Source organism: Rubricella aquisinus (genome assembly GCF_014199445.1).
GTDB classification, from domain to species: domain Bacteria; phylum Pseudomonadota; class Alphaproteobacteria; order Rhodobacterales; family Rhodobacteraceae; genus Rubricella; species Rubricella aquisinus.
Genome location: NZ_JACIJS010000011.1, coordinates 35,024 through 52,837 on the forward strand (window position 1 = coordinate 35,024; position 17,814 = coordinate 52,837).

General features: G+C 62.4%; 15 protein-coding genes. 10 read left to right on the forward strand and 5 right to left on the reverse strand.

All coding sequences use genetic code 11. The features are described from left to right. Positions 1-15: 15 nt before the first annotated feature. From coxB to FHS89_RS15005, 7 genes are all read left to right on the forward strand, one after another. A complete protein-coding gene (gene coxB / locus FHS89_RS14975; RefSeq protein ID WP_246413961.1) occupies positions 16-846 on the forward strand; it encodes a cytochrome c oxidase subunit II in 831 nt (276 codons plus the stop codon). 50 nt (positions 847-896) lie between these two features. Then, on the forward strand, positions 897-1,856 hold the full coding sequence (cyoE, locus tag FHS89_RS14980; protein WP_184012940.1) for a heme o synthase: 960 nt from the start codon (positions 897-899) through the stop codon (positions 1,854-1,856). A gap of 12 nt (positions 1,857-1,868) precedes the next feature. Then, positions 1,869-2,063, forward strand: a complete 195-nt coding sequence (locus FHS89_RS14985) for a hypothetical protein (RefSeq protein WP_184012941.1) — start codon at positions 1,869-1,871, stop codon at positions 2,061-2,063. Next, the gene (locus FHS89_RS14990) at positions 2,063-2,659 is read left to right on the forward strand and encodes a cytochrome c oxidase assembly protein (protein ID WP_184012942.1); all 597 of its coding nucleotides are present in this window, start codon (positions 2,063-2,065) and stop codon (positions 2,657-2,659) included. The genes FHS89_RS14985 and FHS89_RS14990 overlap by 1 nt, the downstream gene beginning before the upstream one ends. A 25-nt stretch (positions 2,660-2,684) precedes the next feature. Further along, positions 2,685-3,509 carry a cytochrome c oxidase subunit 3 gene (locus FHS89_RS14995; protein ID WP_184012943.1) on the forward strand — a complete coding sequence of 275 codons (825 nt, stop codon included), beginning with the start codon at positions 2,685-2,687 and terminating at the stop codon, positions 3,507-3,509. 79 nt (positions 3,510-3,588) lie between these two features. After that, positions 3,589-4,287, forward strand: a complete 699-nt coding sequence (locus FHS89_RS15000; protein ID WP_184012944.1) for an SURF1 family protein — start codon at positions 3,589-3,591, stop codon at positions 4,285-4,287. Beyond that, positions 4,284-5,024 (forward strand): SDR family oxidoreductase, encoded by a 741-nt coding sequence (locus tag FHS89_RS15005; protein WP_184012945.1) that lies wholly within the window; start codon positions 4,284-4,286, stop codon positions 5,022-5,024. Before FHS89_RS15000 ends, FHS89_RS15005 begins: the two co-directional genes overlap by 4 nt. 63 nt (positions 5,025-5,087) lie before the next feature. On the opposite strand, the gene ileS is transcribed toward FHS89_RS15005, so the two are convergent. The 4 genes from ileS to FHS89_RS15025 form a co-directional block, all read right to left on the reverse strand. Then, positions 5,088-8,039 carry an isoleucine--tRNA ligase gene (gene ileS, locus FHS89_RS15010; RefSeq protein WP_184012946.1) on the reverse strand — a complete coding sequence of 984 codons (2,952 nt, stop codon included), beginning with the start codon at positions 8,037-8,039 and terminating at the stop codon, positions 5,088-5,090. Positions 8,040-8,407: 368 nt separating this feature from the next. Continuing rightward, entirely contained in the window at positions 8,408-8,962 is a 555-nt protein-coding gene (locus tag FHS89_RS15015; RefSeq protein WP_184012947.1) for an ActR/PrrA/RegA family redox response regulator transcription factor, read from the reverse strand. A 43-nt stretch (positions 8,963-9,005) separates the two neighbouring features. After that, on the reverse strand, positions 9,006-9,632 hold the full coding sequence (locus FHS89_RS15020; RefSeq protein WP_184012948.1) for an SCO family protein: 627 nt from the start codon (positions 9,630-9,632) through the stop codon (positions 9,006-9,008). A 79-nt stretch (positions 9,633-9,711) separates the two neighbouring features. Beyond that, positions 9,712-10,863, reverse strand: coding sequence for an alpha-hydroxy acid oxidase (locus tag FHS89_RS15025; protein ID WP_184012949.1), 1,152 nt, complete (start codon positions 10,861-10,863; stop codon positions 9,712-9,714). A 62-nt stretch (positions 10,864-10,925) separates the two neighbouring features. Between FHS89_RS15025 and FHS89_RS15030 the strand changes: the two genes are divergently transcribed. Next, on the forward strand, positions 10,926-11,372 hold the full coding sequence (locus tag FHS89_RS15030) for a c-type cytochrome (protein ID WP_184012950.1): 447 nt from the start codon (positions 10,926-10,928) through the stop codon (positions 11,370-11,372). Between the two features lie 82 nt (positions 11,373-11,454). Further along, positions 11,455-13,809, forward strand: a complete 2,355-nt coding sequence (locus FHS89_RS15035; RefSeq protein ID WP_184012951.1) for an ATP-dependent helicase — start codon at positions 11,455-11,457, stop codon at positions 13,807-13,809. Positions 13,810-13,853: 44 nt separating this feature from the next. On the opposite strand, the gene murJ is transcribed toward FHS89_RS15035, so the two are convergent. Next, positions 13,854-15,392 (reverse strand): murein biosynthesis integral membrane protein MurJ, encoded by a 1,539-nt coding sequence (murJ, locus tag FHS89_RS15040; RefSeq protein WP_184012979.1) that lies wholly within the window; start codon positions 15,390-15,392, stop codon positions 13,854-13,856. A 222-nt stretch (positions 15,393-15,614) separates the two neighbouring features. On the opposite strand from murJ, the gene FHS89_RS15045 reads away from it, so the two are divergent. After that, positions 15,615-17,642: an NADPH-dependent 2,4-dienoyl-CoA reductase gene (locus FHS89_RS15045; RefSeq protein ID WP_184012952.1), complete on the forward strand. Its 2,028-nt coding sequence runs from the start codon at positions 15,615-15,617 to the stop codon at positions 17,640-17,642. Positions 17,643-17,814: the final 172 nt, after the last annotated feature.

A 17,814-nucleotide genomic window follows, 5' to 3' on the forward strand; every position in this document is an offset into this window, starting at 1 on the left:
GCAGCAACAGCGGCTATGGTCGCGTTTGGAGCCACCGCCGCGCGGGCGCAGGAGGAACTGCTCAGCCCGTTGCCCTCCTTGGGCAAGCCGCAGCCGGGCGGGATCGCGCTGCAGGACAAATATACCGAATTGGCCCATGATGTGGCCTTTCTCGACAATTTCCTGCTGGTGGTGATCACGCTGATCTCTCTTTTCGTGACGGCTTTGTTGGTTTGGGTTTGCATTCGCTACAACGCCAAGCGCAACCCGGAGCCGCAGCGGTTCACCCACAACACCCCGATCGAGATTGCATGGACCGTGATCCCGGTCGTGATCCTGATCGTGATCGGCTCCCTGTCCTTGCCGATCCTGTTCAAGCAGCTTGAAACGCCTGAAGCAGACGTGACGATCAAGGTGACGGGCTACCAGTGGTACTGGGGCTATGAGTACCCCGATGCAGGCGTCTATTTCGACAGCTTCATGCTGGAGCGGGACGATCTGGAGGAGTATGGCTACGCGGCGGATGAATATCTGCTGGCGACCGACACCGCGATGGTCGTGCCCGTCAACGCGACGGTTAAGCTGCAAATCACCGCCGCTGACGTGATCCACGCGTGGAAAATCCCGGCCTTTGCCGTGCATATGGATGCCGTGCCGGGCCGCCTGAACGAAACTTGGTTCAAAGCCGAGGAAGTCGGCGTGTTCTTTGGCCAGTGTTCGGAGCTGTGCGGGATCAACCACTCCTACATGCCGATCACCGTCAAGGTGGTGCCGCAGGAAGAGTATGACATGTGGCTCGAAGCGGCGATTGCCCGTTACGCTGATGCGGGCCTCCCGGCCCCCGTTCAGGTCGCCGCAGCCGAGTGATGCGCCACGGGCGGGGTTAACCCCCCGCCCTCAGCCATGAGGACACCACGATGACAGACACAAGCTGGACCAGCGATGTCGCGCAAACGCCCGAGCCGGGCGTGCGGGATTATTACGAGCTGCTGAAACCGCGTGTCATGTCGCTGGTGATCCTGACCGCGGCTGTGGGCCTCTTTGTGGCCCCGGTTCCGGTGCATCCCATCATTGCCTTTGCCACGATCCTGTGCATCGCGGTTGGGGCGGGTGCGTCCGGGGCGCTCAATATGTGGTGGGACGCAGATATCGACGCAGAAATGGGCCGCACGAAGAACCGCCCGATCCCGGCGGGCAAGGTCACGGGGCAGGACGCACTGGCGCTAGGCCTGTCGCTGTCGGTGCTGTCGGTCGCGATGCTCGCGGTGTTCGGCAACCTGTTCTCAGCGGGCCTTTTGGCCTTCACCATCTTTTTCTACGCCGTGATCTATTCCATGTGGCTCAAGCGTGCGACGCCGCAGAATATCGTGATCGGCGGCGCTGCCGGTGCGTTCCCGCCGATGATCGGCTGGGCCGTGGCGACCGGGGGCGTGTCCATCGAATCCGTGCTGATGTTCGCACTCATCTTCATGTGGACGCCGCCGCATTTCTGGGCGCTCGCGATTTTCCGCAACGAGGATTACGAGCGTGTCGGCGTGCCGATGCTCCCCGTCGTGAAGGGTGACCGCGTCACCCGCAACAACATCCTTGTCTATACCGTGCTGCTCGCGCCGGTGGCGCTGGCGCTGGCCTTTACCCAGATCGGCGGCCCGATCTATTTCGCCGTGGCAGTTTTGTTCAATGCGCGGTTCCTGTGGGGCGCATGGGCGATTTGGCGCCGGGATGAGGCGACCTCCACCGCCGATAAGCACAAGACCGAGCTTCGCGTTTTCCTGCAATCCATTGGCTATCTTTTTGCCCATTTCCTTGCGCTCGCCCTTGAGGGTGCGCTGCGCATGGCTGGCTGGCAGATGGATGCATGGCCGATCTGGTTCTAAGGGAGAGACCACATGGCACTTGGCCAAAACCATGAAATTCACGAACGCCGGAAGGGCCGCAACTATGTGGTGCTTGGGCTTTTGATCGCGTTTGCCGTGCTGATCTTTGCCGTCACGATGGTGAAGATGGGCAATGGCCACATGATGGAAGGGTTCGACCACACCTTCCGCGCCTCTGCCCTTCCCGTGACGGAGGCAACTGAGTGATGGCGATGAACAAGAACACCAAAACGGTCGCAATCTTCTCCGGCGTGGCATTGTTCATGCTGTCGATGTCGTTTGCTGCCGTGCCGCTTTACGACTGGTTCTGCCGCGTGACGGGCTATGGCGGGACGACCGCCGTGGCGTCCTCCGACACGCGTGAGATGCTGGACGAAACGATCCAGATCCGCTTTGACGCGAGCCTTGACCGGGGCATGGAATGGAAATTCAGCGCCCCTGAACAGCGCACGTTCGATCTGCAAATCGGGGATACAGGACTTGCCTTTTATGAGGCGCATAACCCGACCGATCGCCCGATCGCAGGCTCTGCCGCCTATAACGTCGCACCCTTCAGCGCCGGTGAGTTCTTCGTCAAGATCGACTGCTTCTGCTTTCAGGAACAGATCCTGATGCCGGGACAGACCGTGCAGATGCCCGTCACCTTCTATGTCGACCCGGAGATCAAGGATCACCCGGAGGCAAAGTTTGTGAACGAAATCACGCTGTCTTATACTTTCTACGAAATCGACATGCCCGAGCAGGCCGAATACAGCCAGCTCGACACGACACCCACGGCACCGCTCGCGCGCCGTACCAATTAAGACCCACCTGAAACGGGGAAATACCATGGCACACGCCAAGAACCACGATTACCACATTCTTCCGCCCAGCGTCTGGCCGTTCCTTGGCGCGGTGTCCGCTTTCATCATGCTCTATGGCTCGGTGAAGTGGATGTCGCCCAATGCCCCTGCTGAAGGGTTCTGGAGCATCTCCTCCCAGCAGCCATGGCTGTTCCTGATCGGCCTTGTGGGTGTGCTCTATGTCATGTTCGGCTGGTGGTCGGATGTGGTCGCGGAAAGCCAGGTTGGCGATCACACGCCAGTTGTGCAGATCGGCCTGCGCTATGGCGTGATCATGTTCATCATCTCCGAAGTGATGTTCTTCGTCGCGTGGTTCTGGTCCTTTTTCAAGCATGCGATGTACCCGATGGAGGCCATCGGCGGCGTGTGGCCCCCGGTTGGCGTGGAGACCTTTGATCCGTGGCACCTGCCGCTGATCAACACGCTGATCCTCCTCTTGTCCGGCACCGCCGCGACCTGGGCGCACCACGCGATTGTGCATGACAACGACAACAAGACGATGGTGAAGGCGCTGGCGATCGCCGTTGGCCTTGGCCTGATCTTCACCGTGTTGCAGGCCTATGAGTATAGCCACGCGGCGTTCGGCTTCTCCGGCTCCATCTATGGCGCGAATTTCTATATGGCGACGGGCTTTCATGGCTTCCATGTGATCGTCGGCACGATCTTCCTGTTCGTGTGCATGATCCGGGCACAGCGCGCGCATTTCTCCTCCGACAAGCATATCGGGTTTGAGGCGGCAGCATGGTACTGGCACTTCGTCGATGTGGTGTGGCTGTTCCTCTTTGCCGCAATCTACGTCTGGGGCAGCTGATTTACATCACTGCCAGACCCCGTAACATGGACCGCGCGCGAGCATCCCTCGCGCGCGGTTTCCGTTTGAAGGATGAGCCATGAAACGAACAATCGCTTTGGTGCTGATCGTGGGTGTGCTGGGCACTGCCGTTCTGTGCGGCTTGGGCCTGTGGCAGCTTCAAAGGCTGGGAGAGAAAGAGGCGCAGATCGCCGCCATCGCCGCCCAGCTTGAAGAGGAGCCGGTGGCGCTGCCTGACATGCCGACAGAGGCCGCGCATGAATACCTGCCGGTGCGTGTCGCGGGGCGATACGCGGTGGGTGAGCTGCATGTGCTGACCACGGGTCAGGGCGGCGGCGCGGCCTACCGGATCATCGCGCCTTTCCTCACCGTCGATGGCCGCCGGATCATGGTGGATCGCGGCGTCGTGCCCGGCACGGCGAAAGACGCCAACCGCCCGGCGGGTGGCAGCGACATATCCGGGCACCTCATTTGGCCGGATGAGACCGACAGCTACACCTTCGCCCCCGATATCGAGGATAATGAATGGTTCGCCCGTGACGTGCCCCTGATGGCGGAAGCCTTGGGAACAGAGCCTGTGTTGATCCAATTGGCCCGGACAACGCTCTTGGGCGCGCCCCGCCCCACACCTGTCACGGTCAACCTGCCAAACAATCATCTGGGCTATGCCGTGCAATGGTTCGGGCTTGCGATTGTCTGGGCCGGGATGACGGTGCTTTTGGTGATCCGCACCCGGCGCAAAACCGCAGACACACATCATTCGGAGGGCAACGCATGAGCCGCACCGCCATCATCACAGGCGCCGGATCGGGGATCGGGCGGCTGACGGCAGAAACGCTGAGTGCTGCTGGCTGGCGCGTGGCGCTGGTCGGGCGCAGGCCCGCACCGCTGGAGGAGGCCGCACAGGGCATGGCGGGTGAAACGCTCGTCCTGCCCTTCGACGTGTCGGATGCGGGCGCAGTGGAGAGCGGCTTTGGCCGCATGATCGGCGCGTGGGGCCGCGTTGATATGCTGTTTAACAATGCTGGCATCTTCTCCCCTCAGGCGACGCTGGATGAATTGCCCGTGGCAGAATGGCAAAGGGCGCTCGACATCAACCTCACGGGGGCCGTGCTGTGCGCGCGGGCGGCATTTGCGCAGATGCGAGCGCAAGCCCCGCAAGGGGGGCGGATCATCAACAACGGCTCGATCAGCGCCCATGCGCCCCGGCCCGGCTCCGTCCCTTATACGGTGACGAAACACGCGATGACGGGGTTGACGAAATGCCTCAGCCTTGATGGGCGGCCTTTTGGCATTGCCTGTGGTCAGATCGATATCGGCAACGCCGCGACAGAGATGACAGCAGGGATCGCGCGCGGGGCGGCGCAGGCCGATGGCACCATAAAGGCAGAGCCAGTGATGGACGCCCAGCATGTGGCGGATGCGGTGCTGCATATGGCGGAGTTGCCCTTATCCGCGAATGTCCAGTTCATGACCATTCAGGCCACCAATATGCCATGGATGGCACGGGGGTAGTTTTCCCATCCCTTGCGGGATGGGAAGCCTCCGGCGGGAGGTATTTATGGAAAAAAGAAACGCTTAGGACAGCGCCTCGTCACAGCGCGCGCATGTGCCCTCATGGGCATGAGTGCCCACATCCGGCAGGATTTTCCAGCAGCGGGCGCATTTCTCCCCCTCAGCCGTGGTTGGCACGACCGCGATGCCCGGCACATCCTCCAGCGTGAAGGCGCCCTCAGGGGCATCATCGGCGCTGATCGTCAGGCCCGAGGTGATGCACAGATCATCCATATCCACATCTGCAAGCAGCGCCCGCAGGCCGTCATCCGCGATATAGACGGTCGGGGCCGCCTCAAGGCTCGCGCCGATCCGTTTTTCACGGCGTTCCACCTCAAGCGCGCCGGTTACAACGCGGCGGACCGTGCGGATCTGCGCCCATTTCGCGGCCAGAGCCTCATCGCGCCATGCAACCGGCGTTTCGGGCATATCGACGAGATGGACGGAGCTGCCCTCCTCCGGGTGCCGTTCGAGCCAGACTTCCTCCATCGTGAAGACAAGGATCGGGGCGAGCCATGTCGTGAGCCGCTCGAACAGGATATCGAGGACAGTGCGCGCGGCCCGGCGGCGCAGGCTGTCTGCCGCATCGCAATAGAGCGCATCCTTGCGGATGTCGAAATAGACCGCCGACAGATCCGTCGTCGCGAAAGTAAACAGCTCGGAATAAACCTGCTGGAACCGGTAGCCCGTATAGCCCTTTCGCACCGCCTCATCGAGTTCGGACACACGGTGAAGCACCCAGCGTTCCAGTTCCGGCATATCCTCAGGTGCGACACGCTCGTCATCTGTAAAGCCATCGAGATTGCCAAGGATGAAGCGGAACGTGTTGCGCAACCGGCGATAGCTGTCGGTCGTGCCTTTGAGGATTTCATCCCCGATCCGTTGGTCCAGCGTGAAATCCGTCTGTGCCACCCAAAGGCGCAGGATATCCGCGCCGAACTGGCGCACGATCTGTTGCGGCTCCATCGCACCACCGGCGGATTTCGACATTTTCAGACCCTTGGAGTCGAGCGTGAAACCATGGGTCAGCACGCCGCGATAGGGCGCGCGCCCCTTGGTGCCCGATCCTTGCAACAGGGACGAATGGAACCAGCCGCGATGCTGATCGGTCCCTTCAAGATAGAGATCCGCGATGCCGTCATCCGCGCCATCCTCCCGATCGCTCAGCACAAAGCTGTGGGTGGAGCCGGAATCGAACCAGACATCGAGAATATCAAACACCTGATCATAGGCCGCCGGATCATAAAGGCCCTCAAGGAAGCGCTCTTTGGCGCCGTCCACATACCACGCATCCGCGCCCTCGGCCTCAAAAGCGGCGACGATGCGGGCATTCACCGCCTCATCGCGCAACAGGAAATCGGGATCGGTCGGCAGCGCGCCCTTCTTGGTAAAGCAAACGAGCGGCACGCCCCAGACACGCTGCCGTGACAGCACCCAATCGGGGCGCTGTTCGATCATGGAGCGCAGGCGGTTTTGCCCCATGGGCGGGGTGAAGGTGACCAATTCATTGATCGAGGTCAGCGCGCGTTCCCGGATCGTGGTGCCATGCTCATCCATACCGTCGCCCAGCGGCTTGTCGATGGCGACGAACCATTGCGGCGTGTTGCGGAAGATCAGCGGCGCTTTCGACCGCCAGGAATGGGGATAGCTGTGCTTGACGCGCCCGCGCGCGATCAGGCTGCCATGGGCGGCGAGCGCGTCGATCACGGCGCGGTTCGCTTTGCCCTCTTTGCCCTTGTGATCAAAGATCGCCAGCCCGCCAAACAGCGGCAGGCTCTCGCGGAACGTGCCGTCCTCCAGCACGTTATGGGTCATGCGGTCCTGCCAGCCACGTTTGACGAACACCTCATAATCGTCCGCGCCATGGCTCGGGGCCGTGTGCACAAAGCCGGTGCCGGCATCATCGGTGACGTGATCACCGGGCAGCATCGGCACGTCGAAATCCCATTCGCCCGCGCTGTCCGCGACCCCGCGCAGGGGATGGGCCATGGTGAGGGTTTCAAGCTCTGCTGCCGTCACGCCGCGCAGGCGGGTAAAGGCCGCAACCTTCGCCGCTCCGAACACGTCCTCAGCCAGCGCATCGGCAAGGAGGAACGTCTCCCCCAGCTTGGCCCAATTGTCGGCCTCGGCCTCCGTCACTTCATAGAGGCCATAGGCCAGCGCGGGGTTGAAGCAAACCGCCTTGTTGGAAGGGATGGTCCAGGGCGTCGTGGTCCAGATCACGACCGACGCGTTCGCCAGATCCTCCGGCAGATCGCCGCCGAAATCGGTGACCATCTCCGCAATGGCGACATCAAGCACGGGCGTGACGACCGGGAATTTCACCCAGATCGTGTGGGACTGGTGGTCATGATATTCGACCTCCGCCTCGGCCAGTGCGGTTTTCTCGACCACGGACCACATCACGGGCTTTGACCCTTGATAGAGCGAGCCATTCATCAGGAAGGTCGTGAATTCGCGCGCGATCACGGCTTCCGCGTGGTAATCCATCGTGAGGTAGGGGTTTTCCCAGTTGCCCGTCACGCCAAGCCGCTTGAACTCGTCGCGCTGCACATCAACCCACTCGGCGGCGAAGGCGCGGCATTCGCGGCGCAATTCGTTGATTTCCACCTTGTCCTTATCGAGCCCCTTGGCGCGGTATTTCTCTTCGATCTTCCATTCGATCGGCAGGCCGTGGCAATCCCAGCCGGGGATGTAGCGCGCGTCCTTGCCCATCATCTGTTGGGAGCGGACGACCATATCCTTGAGCGTCTTGTTCAGCGCGTGGCCGATATGGAGGGTTCCATTCGCATAGGGGGGGCCATCATGCAGGATGAACGGCTCCCGCCCCTCTTTCTTGCGCAGGGTGTGGTAGACGTTGAGCCGTTCCCATCGGGCAAGCCATTCCGGCTCCCGCTTGGGCAGGCCCGCGCGCATCGGGAAATCGGTTTTCGGCAGGAACAGGGTGTCTTTGTATTCGGGCGTGTCGGCGGCCATTTTCAGCGCGCTCCTTCATCGTGAATTGTCGTGATGTGTGAGGCGACGCGGGCGGTTCCCATGCGTCTTGTCCCGGCGGCTCAGGGGTCAGAGCGCCGGGCGGATAATTCGAATAATGATGCCGAATAGTCCTCGCATGGGGCGGTGTTTAGCCGATGCTGTGCGGGGCGTCTAGATGGGTGTGAACGGCACTTTGACCCGGAATCAAGCCGAAGGCGCCGGGTCGCGCCCTCCCTCCCGCACGGGAGGGCGCTTTACGCCGGCGCGATAAGCGGGGCCGTTCTACTGTGTGGAACGATAAAGCATATAGACCCGCAAAAGGCGCGCCCACCCGAGGGAGGGCGCGACCCTATGTTTCAACACGGGGCCTATCGCGGGCTGCGCTTCGCCAGTATCCGCTGAAGCGTGCGGCGGTGCATGTTCAGCCGCCGCGCGGTTTCCGACACATTGCGGTCGCACAGCTCGAACACCCGCTGGATATGCTCCCAGCGCACGCGATCCGCGCTCATCGGGTTTTCGGGTGGCGGTGGCTTGTCATCGACCTTGGACAGGAGTGCGGCCTCGATATCATTGGCGTCAGCGGGTTTTGACAGATAATCGGTCGCCCCGATCTTGACGGCTGCCACGGCGGTCGCGATCGCGCCATAGCCCGTCAGCACCACGATTTTCGCATCGGGCCGCCGTTCGCGCAGCAATTCGACCACATCGAGCCCATTGCCATCCTCAAGCCGTAAATCCACCACGGCAAAGGGCGGTGGGGTCTGATCCGCGAAGGCTTTGCCCTCTTTCACGGTTTGAACGGCCGTCACCTCAAAGCCGCGTTTTTCCATCGCGCGTGCCAGCCGCCGCAAGAACGGCTCGTCATCATCCACAAGCAGCAGCGCGCGGTCATCGCCAATCTCGGCCAGGGTGTCGTCGTTCATGAAGGCTCCTCCAACGTCTTATTTTCTATATGTTAGACGTGTTTTAATAATTTGCCACGAAACATTCTAACTGCTCGGCCATCTTCTCTGGCGTGATCTCCCGGCGGAACACTTCGAGCATCCCCTCCCCCGGTGCCATCAGATAGGTGAAACCGGAATGATCCATCAGGTAATCCTGCGGATCATCGCCGCGCCGCTGGGCGAAAACCCTGTATGCTTTGACCGCTGCGTCCACCTGCTCTTGCGACCCGGTCAGGCCCAACATGCGCGGATGCATGAAATCGGTATAGGCTGCCATCTGCTCGGGCGTGTCGCGGTTGGGGTCAATGGTGATGAACACCGGCTTTACCCCGTCGATCCCCTTGTCATCCATCAAATGGATCGCCTCGCCATTGCGTTGCAGATCGACTGGGCAGATGTCGGGGCAGTAGGTATATCCGAAATAAACCAGCGACAGCCCGTCGATCACATCCGCCTCTGTCACCGTCTCCCCCGTTTCGGAGACGAGCGTGAACGGCCCACCGATCTGCGCGGCCCCCCCTGCTACCGCGCTTTCGCGGCACTGGGCGAACCGGTCGTCCTCTTGTGGGGCGAGGGCAAGGTAGGCCGCTGTTCCACCCACGCCCAAAACGGCCACGGCAAGGGCAGATAGCGCATAGACACGCATCATTCTGTGCTTCCTTCGGTCTTGTTCACATCGTCCTTCATATAGGCGGGTCGGGCGAGGCCTGCGTGCGGCAATTCCGCCCCTAACTCATTCGTGAACGTGGCAAATCGGCGAGTGTCTCGGCACCGGCCTGTTTCATCGCGTTGCGCAAATCTTCGGCCAGAATATGCGCGGCCAGATGCGCGCCATCCTGCTGGAGCGCTGCCGCACCATAAAGGAACGCCCGACCGGCAAAGGTAAACTCCGCGCCGCAGGCAATCGCGCGTGCCACATCAAGGCCAGAGCGGATGCCGCTGTCAAAGATCACCGCCGACCGGCCCGCGACCCGCTCCACGATCTGAGGCAGCACGTCAATCGCGGCGGGTGCCGCATCGAATTGCCGCCCGCCATGGTTCGACACCCAGATACCGTCGACGCCGCGCGTGGCACAGGCCTCCGCATCGTCGGGGCTGAGGATACCCTTCACGACCAGATTGCCACCCCATTCGCGGCGCAGCCATTCGACATAGGCCCAATCGGGGTTGCAGGTCCAATGCTCGACAAAGAATTTGCGCACCGTCTCAAGGTCTTTCGCCTTGGTGTACTGCGCGACGGTCGCGAGTGTCGCCTTACCGCTTTGCGCCGTGGCCAGCGCCCATGCCGGGCGCAGGGCGATATGGCTGAGCATCTGTTTCGATACGCCCGCCTGAATGGACAGACCTGCCCGCCGCTGCCGCTCCCGCCGCGACGGGGCCGGAATATCGACCGTCAGCACCAGCGTCTTGAAGCCCGCGTCGCGCGCGCGCGCCAACACATCACGCCGCAACCCCTCATCGCGGGGGGGATAGAGTTGAAACCAGCCCAACCCGCCATGATGCGGCCCGACCTCTTCGATAGAGGCGGCGGCGACCGTGCTCAGGCAATAGGGGATGCCCGCCTTTGCCGCTGCCTTGGCCAGCATGATCTCCGCCCCCGGCCACATCAGCCCGGTCATCCCGACCGGGGCCATGCCGATGGGCAGCGCATAGTCCTGCCCCATCAGGGTCACGCTTGTGTCGGGGGTTTGGTCCCCTTTCAGGAATTCCGGGCGCAGCCGCACCTTCGCGAGTGCTGCCGCATTAAGGTCCATCGCCTCGTCCCGGCCCGTGCCACTGTCGAGGTATTCCCATGCGAAATGCGGAATGCGCCGCTTTGCCCGCCGGGCCAAATCTTCGATCGCGGGGTAGCGATCTTCGAGCCGGGTGATAGACTTCATGCCAGAGTCTCCTTTTAACAGGCGTCTTGATGCTTGATACTGACCTGAAAGGACAGACGCAAATGACCAAAAGAGCTATTGCCGGTTTTGCCGCCCTTATCCTGAGCACCGGGCTGGTTTTTGCCCATACCGGTGCCACCGGAATCGTCAAAGAGCGTATGGAGCACATGAGCGCTGTCGGGGAGGCCACAAAAAACATCGTGCAGACCGCACGGGGGCGGGTAGAGCGGGATGACGCTGCTCTGCGCGCCGCGGCGGAGGCGATCCGGTTTCACATGCAGCACGCCATGATGAAATTCCCCGAAGGCAGCGATGGCGGCGTGTCAGAAGCCGCACCCGCCATTTGGGCCGATCCGGTGGCCTTTCAGGCCGAAGGCGACGCGCTGATCGGATTGGCGACGGAGTTCGTGCAGACCCTCGACGCAGGCGGCGATCCGATGGCGCTGGTGCCGCAAATCGGCCGCTCCTGCCAGACCTGCCACGAACGGTTCCGACTGTCGAAAGACTGACCCGGCCCCCCGGCGCTTTCGGTGAGAACAAGCCGCGAACACCGCTTTTCCTTTTGCGCGGAGGGCGCTATGCTTTCGCGCTATGAGCAGTATGGATGATTTCGACGACGCCTATGAAGGGGTCGCGCGCCAATCGCTGGCCGCGCGCGCGATGGCATCGCGCCCCGCGCCCTATCTTGACGGGCTGAACGCGGCCCAACGGCAAGCGGTGGAAACGCTGGATGGCCCGGTGCTGGTGCTTGCCGGGGCGGGAACGGGAAAGACCCGCGCGCTGACCACCCGGATCGCGCATCTGCTGAACACCCAGCGCGCTCGGCCCAACGAAATCCTTGCCGTAACCTTCACCAACAAAGCCGCGCGGGAGATGAAAACCCGGATCGGCTCTTATGTCGGTGGCGTGATTGAGGGGATGCCGTGGCTTGGCACATTCCACTCGGTCAACGTCAAAATCCTGCGCCGCCATGCCGAATTGGTGGACCTGAAATCGAACTTCACGATTCTGGACACGGACGATCAGTTGCGGCTTTTGAAGCAGCTCGTACAGGCCGAACAGATTGATGAGAAACGCTGGCCGCCCCGGATGCTGGCCGGGCTGATTGATCAGTGGAAAAACCGCGCCCTTACCCCCGATCAACTCCCCCCTGCGGAGGCCGCGAAATACGCCGAACGCGGCGGTGCGCTTTATGCCCAATATCAGGAGCGTTTGCGCATCCTCAATGCCGTCGATTTCGGGGATCTGCTGTTGCATGTCGTCGAGATTTTCAAGGCGCACCCGGACGTTCTGGCGAAATATCAGAACTGGTTTCGCTACATCCTCGTGGACGAGTATCAGGATACCAATATCGCGCAATACCTGTGGCTGCGCCTGCTGGCACAGGGGCATCGCAACATCTGCTGTGTGGGCGATGACGATCAGTCGATCTATGGCTGGCGCGGGGCGGAAGTGGGCAACATCCTGCGATTTGAGAAGGATTTCCCGGGGGCGGAGGTGATCCGGCTGGAGCAGAATTACCGCTCGACCGCGCATATCCTTGCCGCGGCCTCTGGCGTGATCAAAGGCAATGAGGACCGGCTGGGCAAAACCCTCTGGACCGATGCGAATGGCGGCGAAAAGGTCCGCCTGATCGGCCATTGGGATGGTGACGAAGAGGCCCGCTGGATCGGAGAAGAGATCGAAGCGTTGCAACGCGGCACCCGTGGGATGGACCCCAAAAGCCTTGAGGATATGGCGATTCTCGTGCGCGCGGCCCACCAGATGCGCAGCTTTGAAGACCGGTTCATGACCATCGGCCTGCCCTACCGCGTGATCGGCGGTCCCCGGTTTTATGAGCGCAAAGAGATACGCGACGCGATGGCCTATCTGCGCGTCACCGTCAGCCCCGATGATGGCCTCGCGTTTGAGCGGATCGTGAATGTGCCCAAACGCGGGCTGGGGGATAAGGCACAGACGACCGTGCAGGGCATCGCCCGCCAGCACGGGGTCGGGATGCTGGAAGCCGCACGAATTGCGGTGGCAGACGGGTTGATCAAGGGCAAAGGCGGTGCCGCCTTGGGCGATCTGGTGCGCCAATTTGACCGTTGGTCGGCAGAAATGCACAACGGCGCCTTGACCCATGTGGAACTGGCCGAACAGATCCTCGACGAATCCGGCTACACCGAAATGCTGCGCACCGACAAAAGCCCGGACGCGCCGGGGCGGCTTGATAACCTCAAGGAACTGGTCAAGGCACTGGAAGACTTCGACAATCTGCAAGGCTTCCTTGAACATATCGCATTGGTGATGTCCGCCGATACCGATGAGACGGGCGAAAAAGTGTCGATCATGACGCTGCATGGCGCGAAGGGGCTGGAATTTCCCGCCGTGTTCCTGCCCGGTTGGGAGGACGGTTTGTTCCCCTCCCAACGCTCAATGGATGAAAGCGGCAAGCGCGGGTTGGAAGAGGAACGCCGCCTCGCCTATGTCGGCATCACGCGGGCGGAGGCACTGTGCACCATCTCCTTTGCCGCCAATCGTCGGGTTTATAACCAATGGCAAAATGCGCTGCCCTCCCGCTTCATTGATGAATTGCCGCCAGAACATGTGGAGGTGCTGACGCCACCGGGGCTATATGGCTCAGGCGGCGGTGCGGATTATGGGGCGTCCACGCTGGAGGATCGGGTCGCTTCGGCAGATGCCTATAATTCCCCCGGCTGGCGGCGGATGCAAAGCAACGCGGGTCGGCGCGGCCTCAGCCAACCGAAAGAGGCGCGCAATATGGTGATCGACACGCAGGCGGTGTCCGTCTTTGAGCTTGGCACCCGCGTGTTCCACCAGAAATTCGGCTATGGCCGGGTGGAGGAGATCGAGGGCGACAAGCTGACCGTCGCATTCGAGAAGGCAGGCACGAAAAAGGTCGTGGCAAGCTATGTCACGGCGGAGAATGACATTCCGTTCTGAGCCGCGATGATGCCCGGCGTGCTGCGCCCATGCCTTCGGGCCGATTACCGCCGCAACCGCCGTTTCACCTCGGCCAATGGCATTGCCCCCGTCACCGCCCCGAGTACGAAATAGGCCAGCATCCCGCCCCCGACCAACGCCAGCAGCGCGAGATAACGGAGCCCATCCGCGCTCAGCATATCGCCCAAGAGCGCCTCTATCCCGATCAGCACGGCCCCCATCCCAACACTCGCCACCAGCATACGCGGTGCGGAGCGGGCAAGGCGCGCATCAATCTTGGCCGCGTCGCCAAACTGATGCGACAGCCGCCAGAGGATCGCGAGGTTGACCCACGCGGCCAACGTCGTCGCCCCTGCCGCTGCGATATAGCCGATCACCGGAGCGAGCCCGATCGCGACGCCCGCATTCACCGCCATAGCGATCAGGGCCACGCGAAACGGCGTCTTGGTGTCCTCACGGGCGAAGAAAAGCGGTTGCACGACCTTCAAAAGCACAAAGGCAGGCAGGCCCAGCGCATAGATCATCAGGGCAAAGGCGGTGGCCTGCGCGTCCTGCGCGCTGAACGCGCCCCGCTCAAACAAGACAGACACGATGGGCTGCGGGATGATGACCAGCGCCACGGCAGCAGGCAGGGTCAGGAACAGCGAAAACTCCGCCGCGCGGTTCACCGCATCCCGCCCGCCCACGTCATCCCCCGCGCCCAAACGGCGCGAAAGGTCGGGCAACAGCACGATCCCGATGGCGATACCCACCACGCCCAACGGCAATTGATAGAGCCTGTCGGCGTAGTTCAGCCACGCAATCGCCCCCTCGAAATAACTGGCGACTTGCCGCCCAACGAGGAGGTTGATCTGCATCACGCCCCCGGCCAACGCCGCTGGCAGGGCGATAATGGCAAGGCGCTTGAGCTCCGGCGTCAGGCGCGGGCGCTGCGGGATAAGGCGCATCCCCGCCCGCTTCGCCGCCGTCCAGACCAGCGCCACTTGCACCATCCCCGCCACTGGCACCGCCCAAACGAGCCACAGGCCAACGTCGCGATCCAGAACCGCCGCCAGGACCAGCGCGCCGGACAGAACAATGTTGAGCAACACCGGCGCTGCCGCCGCCGCAACAAACCGCCCCATCGCGTTCAGCACCCCCGACAGAAGAGCGGCGAGCGAGATGAACAGTATATAGACAAACGCGATCCGCCCGTATTCCACCGCCAGATCGAACCGCTCATCACCGCGAAACCCACTTGCCATCATCCACACGAGCACCGGCATCGCGATTTGGCCCACAAGCGTGAACAGGATCAACACGGTCGCAAGTGCCGACATCGCGTTCTGCGCGAAGGGCTGCGCGCCCTCCCCCGTCTCCAGCCGCTTGGCGAACATCGGGACGAAGGCCGTGTTGAACGCCCCTTCGGCAAAGATGCGGCGAAACATGTTGGGCAGGGAGAACGCCACCAAAAACGCCTCCGCCACCGGGCCGGAGCCGAGGAACGCCGCGATCATCAAATCCCGCGCGAACCCGAACACGCGGCTCAACAGCGTCCATGCCCCGACAGTGAGGAAAGCGGAAAGGAGGCGGATACGTTTGATCATCAGGGGCCTGTGCGTGTTTGAGCTAGCCCTAGCACGAGACGAAAGGCGGCGGTACTCCCACTCTTCCTTTCGGACCGGATTCAAGCCGAAGCCGCCGGTCCAGCGCCCCCCCCCGGACGGCCGCTGGATCGGCTCATGTTCGACATGCCGCCGCGTCGCGCTTTACACGCCACGCCTCGGCCCTAGGATTGCGGCAAAACATATCAGGGAGCCGCCGCGATGACCCAATACCCCAACCTGCTTGCGCCACTCGACCTTGGCTTTGTCACATTGCCCAATCGGGCGCTCATGGGCTCAATGCACACAGGGCTGGAGGAAACGGGCGATTGGAACCGGGTTGCACGCTTTTATGCCGAGCGCGCGGCAGGCGGTGCGGCGCTGATCGTCACGGGCGGCATGGCTCCGAATGAGGAGGGTGCAGTGCTGCCCGGTGCGGCGGGCCTGTTTACCCCGAAAGACATCGAAAACCACCGGATCGTCACCGATGCGGTCCATGCCGAGGGCGGGCGTATCGCGATGCAGATCCTGCACGCGGGCCGCTATGCCTATTCCCCGAAATGCGTGGCCCCCTCCCCCGTGAAATCCCCGATCAGCCCCTTTCCGCCCACGGAATTGGACGCGGCAGGCATTGAAAAGCAGATCGCGGACATCGTCACCGCCGCCGAGCGGGCGCAAGAGGCAGGCTATGACGGGGTGGAGATCATGGGATCGGAGGGGTATTTCCTCAACCAGTTCCTTGTCACCCACACCAACAAGCGCACTGATGAGTGGGGCGGCTCATACGCCAACCGGATGCGCCTACCGGTGGAGGTGGTGCGCCGCGCGCGGCAGGCGGTCGGCACCGATTTCATCATCATCTACCGCCTGTCGATGATCGACCTCATTCCCAATGGCTCGACATGGGAGGAGGTCGTGCTGCTCGCCAAAGCGGTGGAGGAGGCAGGGGCCACCATCATCAACACTGGCATCGGCTGGCATGAGGCGCGGGTGCCGACGATCGCGACCAGCGTGCCGCGCGCGGCCTTCACCTGGGTGACAAAGCGCCTGATGGGGGAGGTGTCGATCCCGCTCATCACCTCCAACCGGATCAACACGGCCGAAGTCGCAGAAAACGTGCTGGCGGAGGGGTGCGCCGACATGGTGTCGATGGCGCGGCCATGGCTGGCGGATGGTGCCTTCATGGCCAAGGCAAAGGCCGGGAAGGCGGACGAGATCGCCCCCTGCATCGCCTGCAATCAGGCCTGCCTTGACCACACATTCTCGATGAAGCTGACCTCCTGTCTGGTGAACCCGCGCGCGTGTCATGAAACAGAGTTGAACTACCCGCGCACACACGAGCCGAAGAAAATCGCCATCGTGGGGGCGGGGCCAGCGGGCCTTTCGACCGCGATCACGGCAGCAGAGCGCGGCCATGACGTGACCCTGTTTGACGGCGCGGATGAGATCGGCGGTCAGCTCAACATGGCCAAACAGGTGCCGGGGAAAGAGGAATTCTGGGGCCTTGTTGATTGGTACAAGCGCATGGTGGAGGTTACGGGCGTGACCCTGCGCCTTGGCACCCGTGTCGGCGCGGATGACCTGACAGGGTTTGACGAGGTGATTATCGCCACCGGCGTCTCCCCCCGCGATCCCGGCATTCCGGGGCAGGACGCGCCCCATGTGCTGAGCTATATCGACGTGCTGCGCGGCAAAGCGCCGGTCGGCAAACGGGTCGCGGTGATCGGCGCGGGCGGCATCGGGTTTGATGTGTCCGAATTCCTCGTTCATGCAGGCGAAAGCCCGACCGAAAACCTCGCCATCTGGAAAGAGGAATGGGGCGTGGATGATCCCGCGAATGTCCCCGGTGGCCTCGCCCCCGAGGGGCCAAAGCCCGAAGCACCCGCGCGGCAGGTCATCCTGATGCAGCGCAAGGCGAAAAAGCCGGGCGCAGGTCTGGGCAAGACGACCGGCTGGATCCACCGCGCAGCGCTCAAGATGAAGAATGTGGAGATGCTGGCGGGCGTGAACTATGAGGAGATCACCTCGGACGGTATCATCGTCTCCTCCGGCGAGGGCCGCGAAAACCCGCGCCTTATCCCGGCCGATACCATCGTGCTCTGCACCGGGCAGGAGCCGGAGCGCAGCCTCGCTGATGCGCTGATCGCCAAGGGGATCACACCCCATGTGATCGGCGGCGCGGATGTGGCCGCGGAACTGGACGCAAAGCGCGCAATCAAACAGGGATCGGAACTGGCAGCGGCGCTGTAATTCTTTGACAGCGAAGCCGGGCAAGCGGCTGTTTGCCCGGCGGCTTTGCCTTGATTTCGCGACCCGTGCGGAACCCTGTTTCGCCGCGGAAACCGAAAGCGGAACATCCTCCCTTCCCGCCCCGCCTCCCGTTGAAAGACAGGAACAAACGGCTTACTCCTCTGCCCAACGC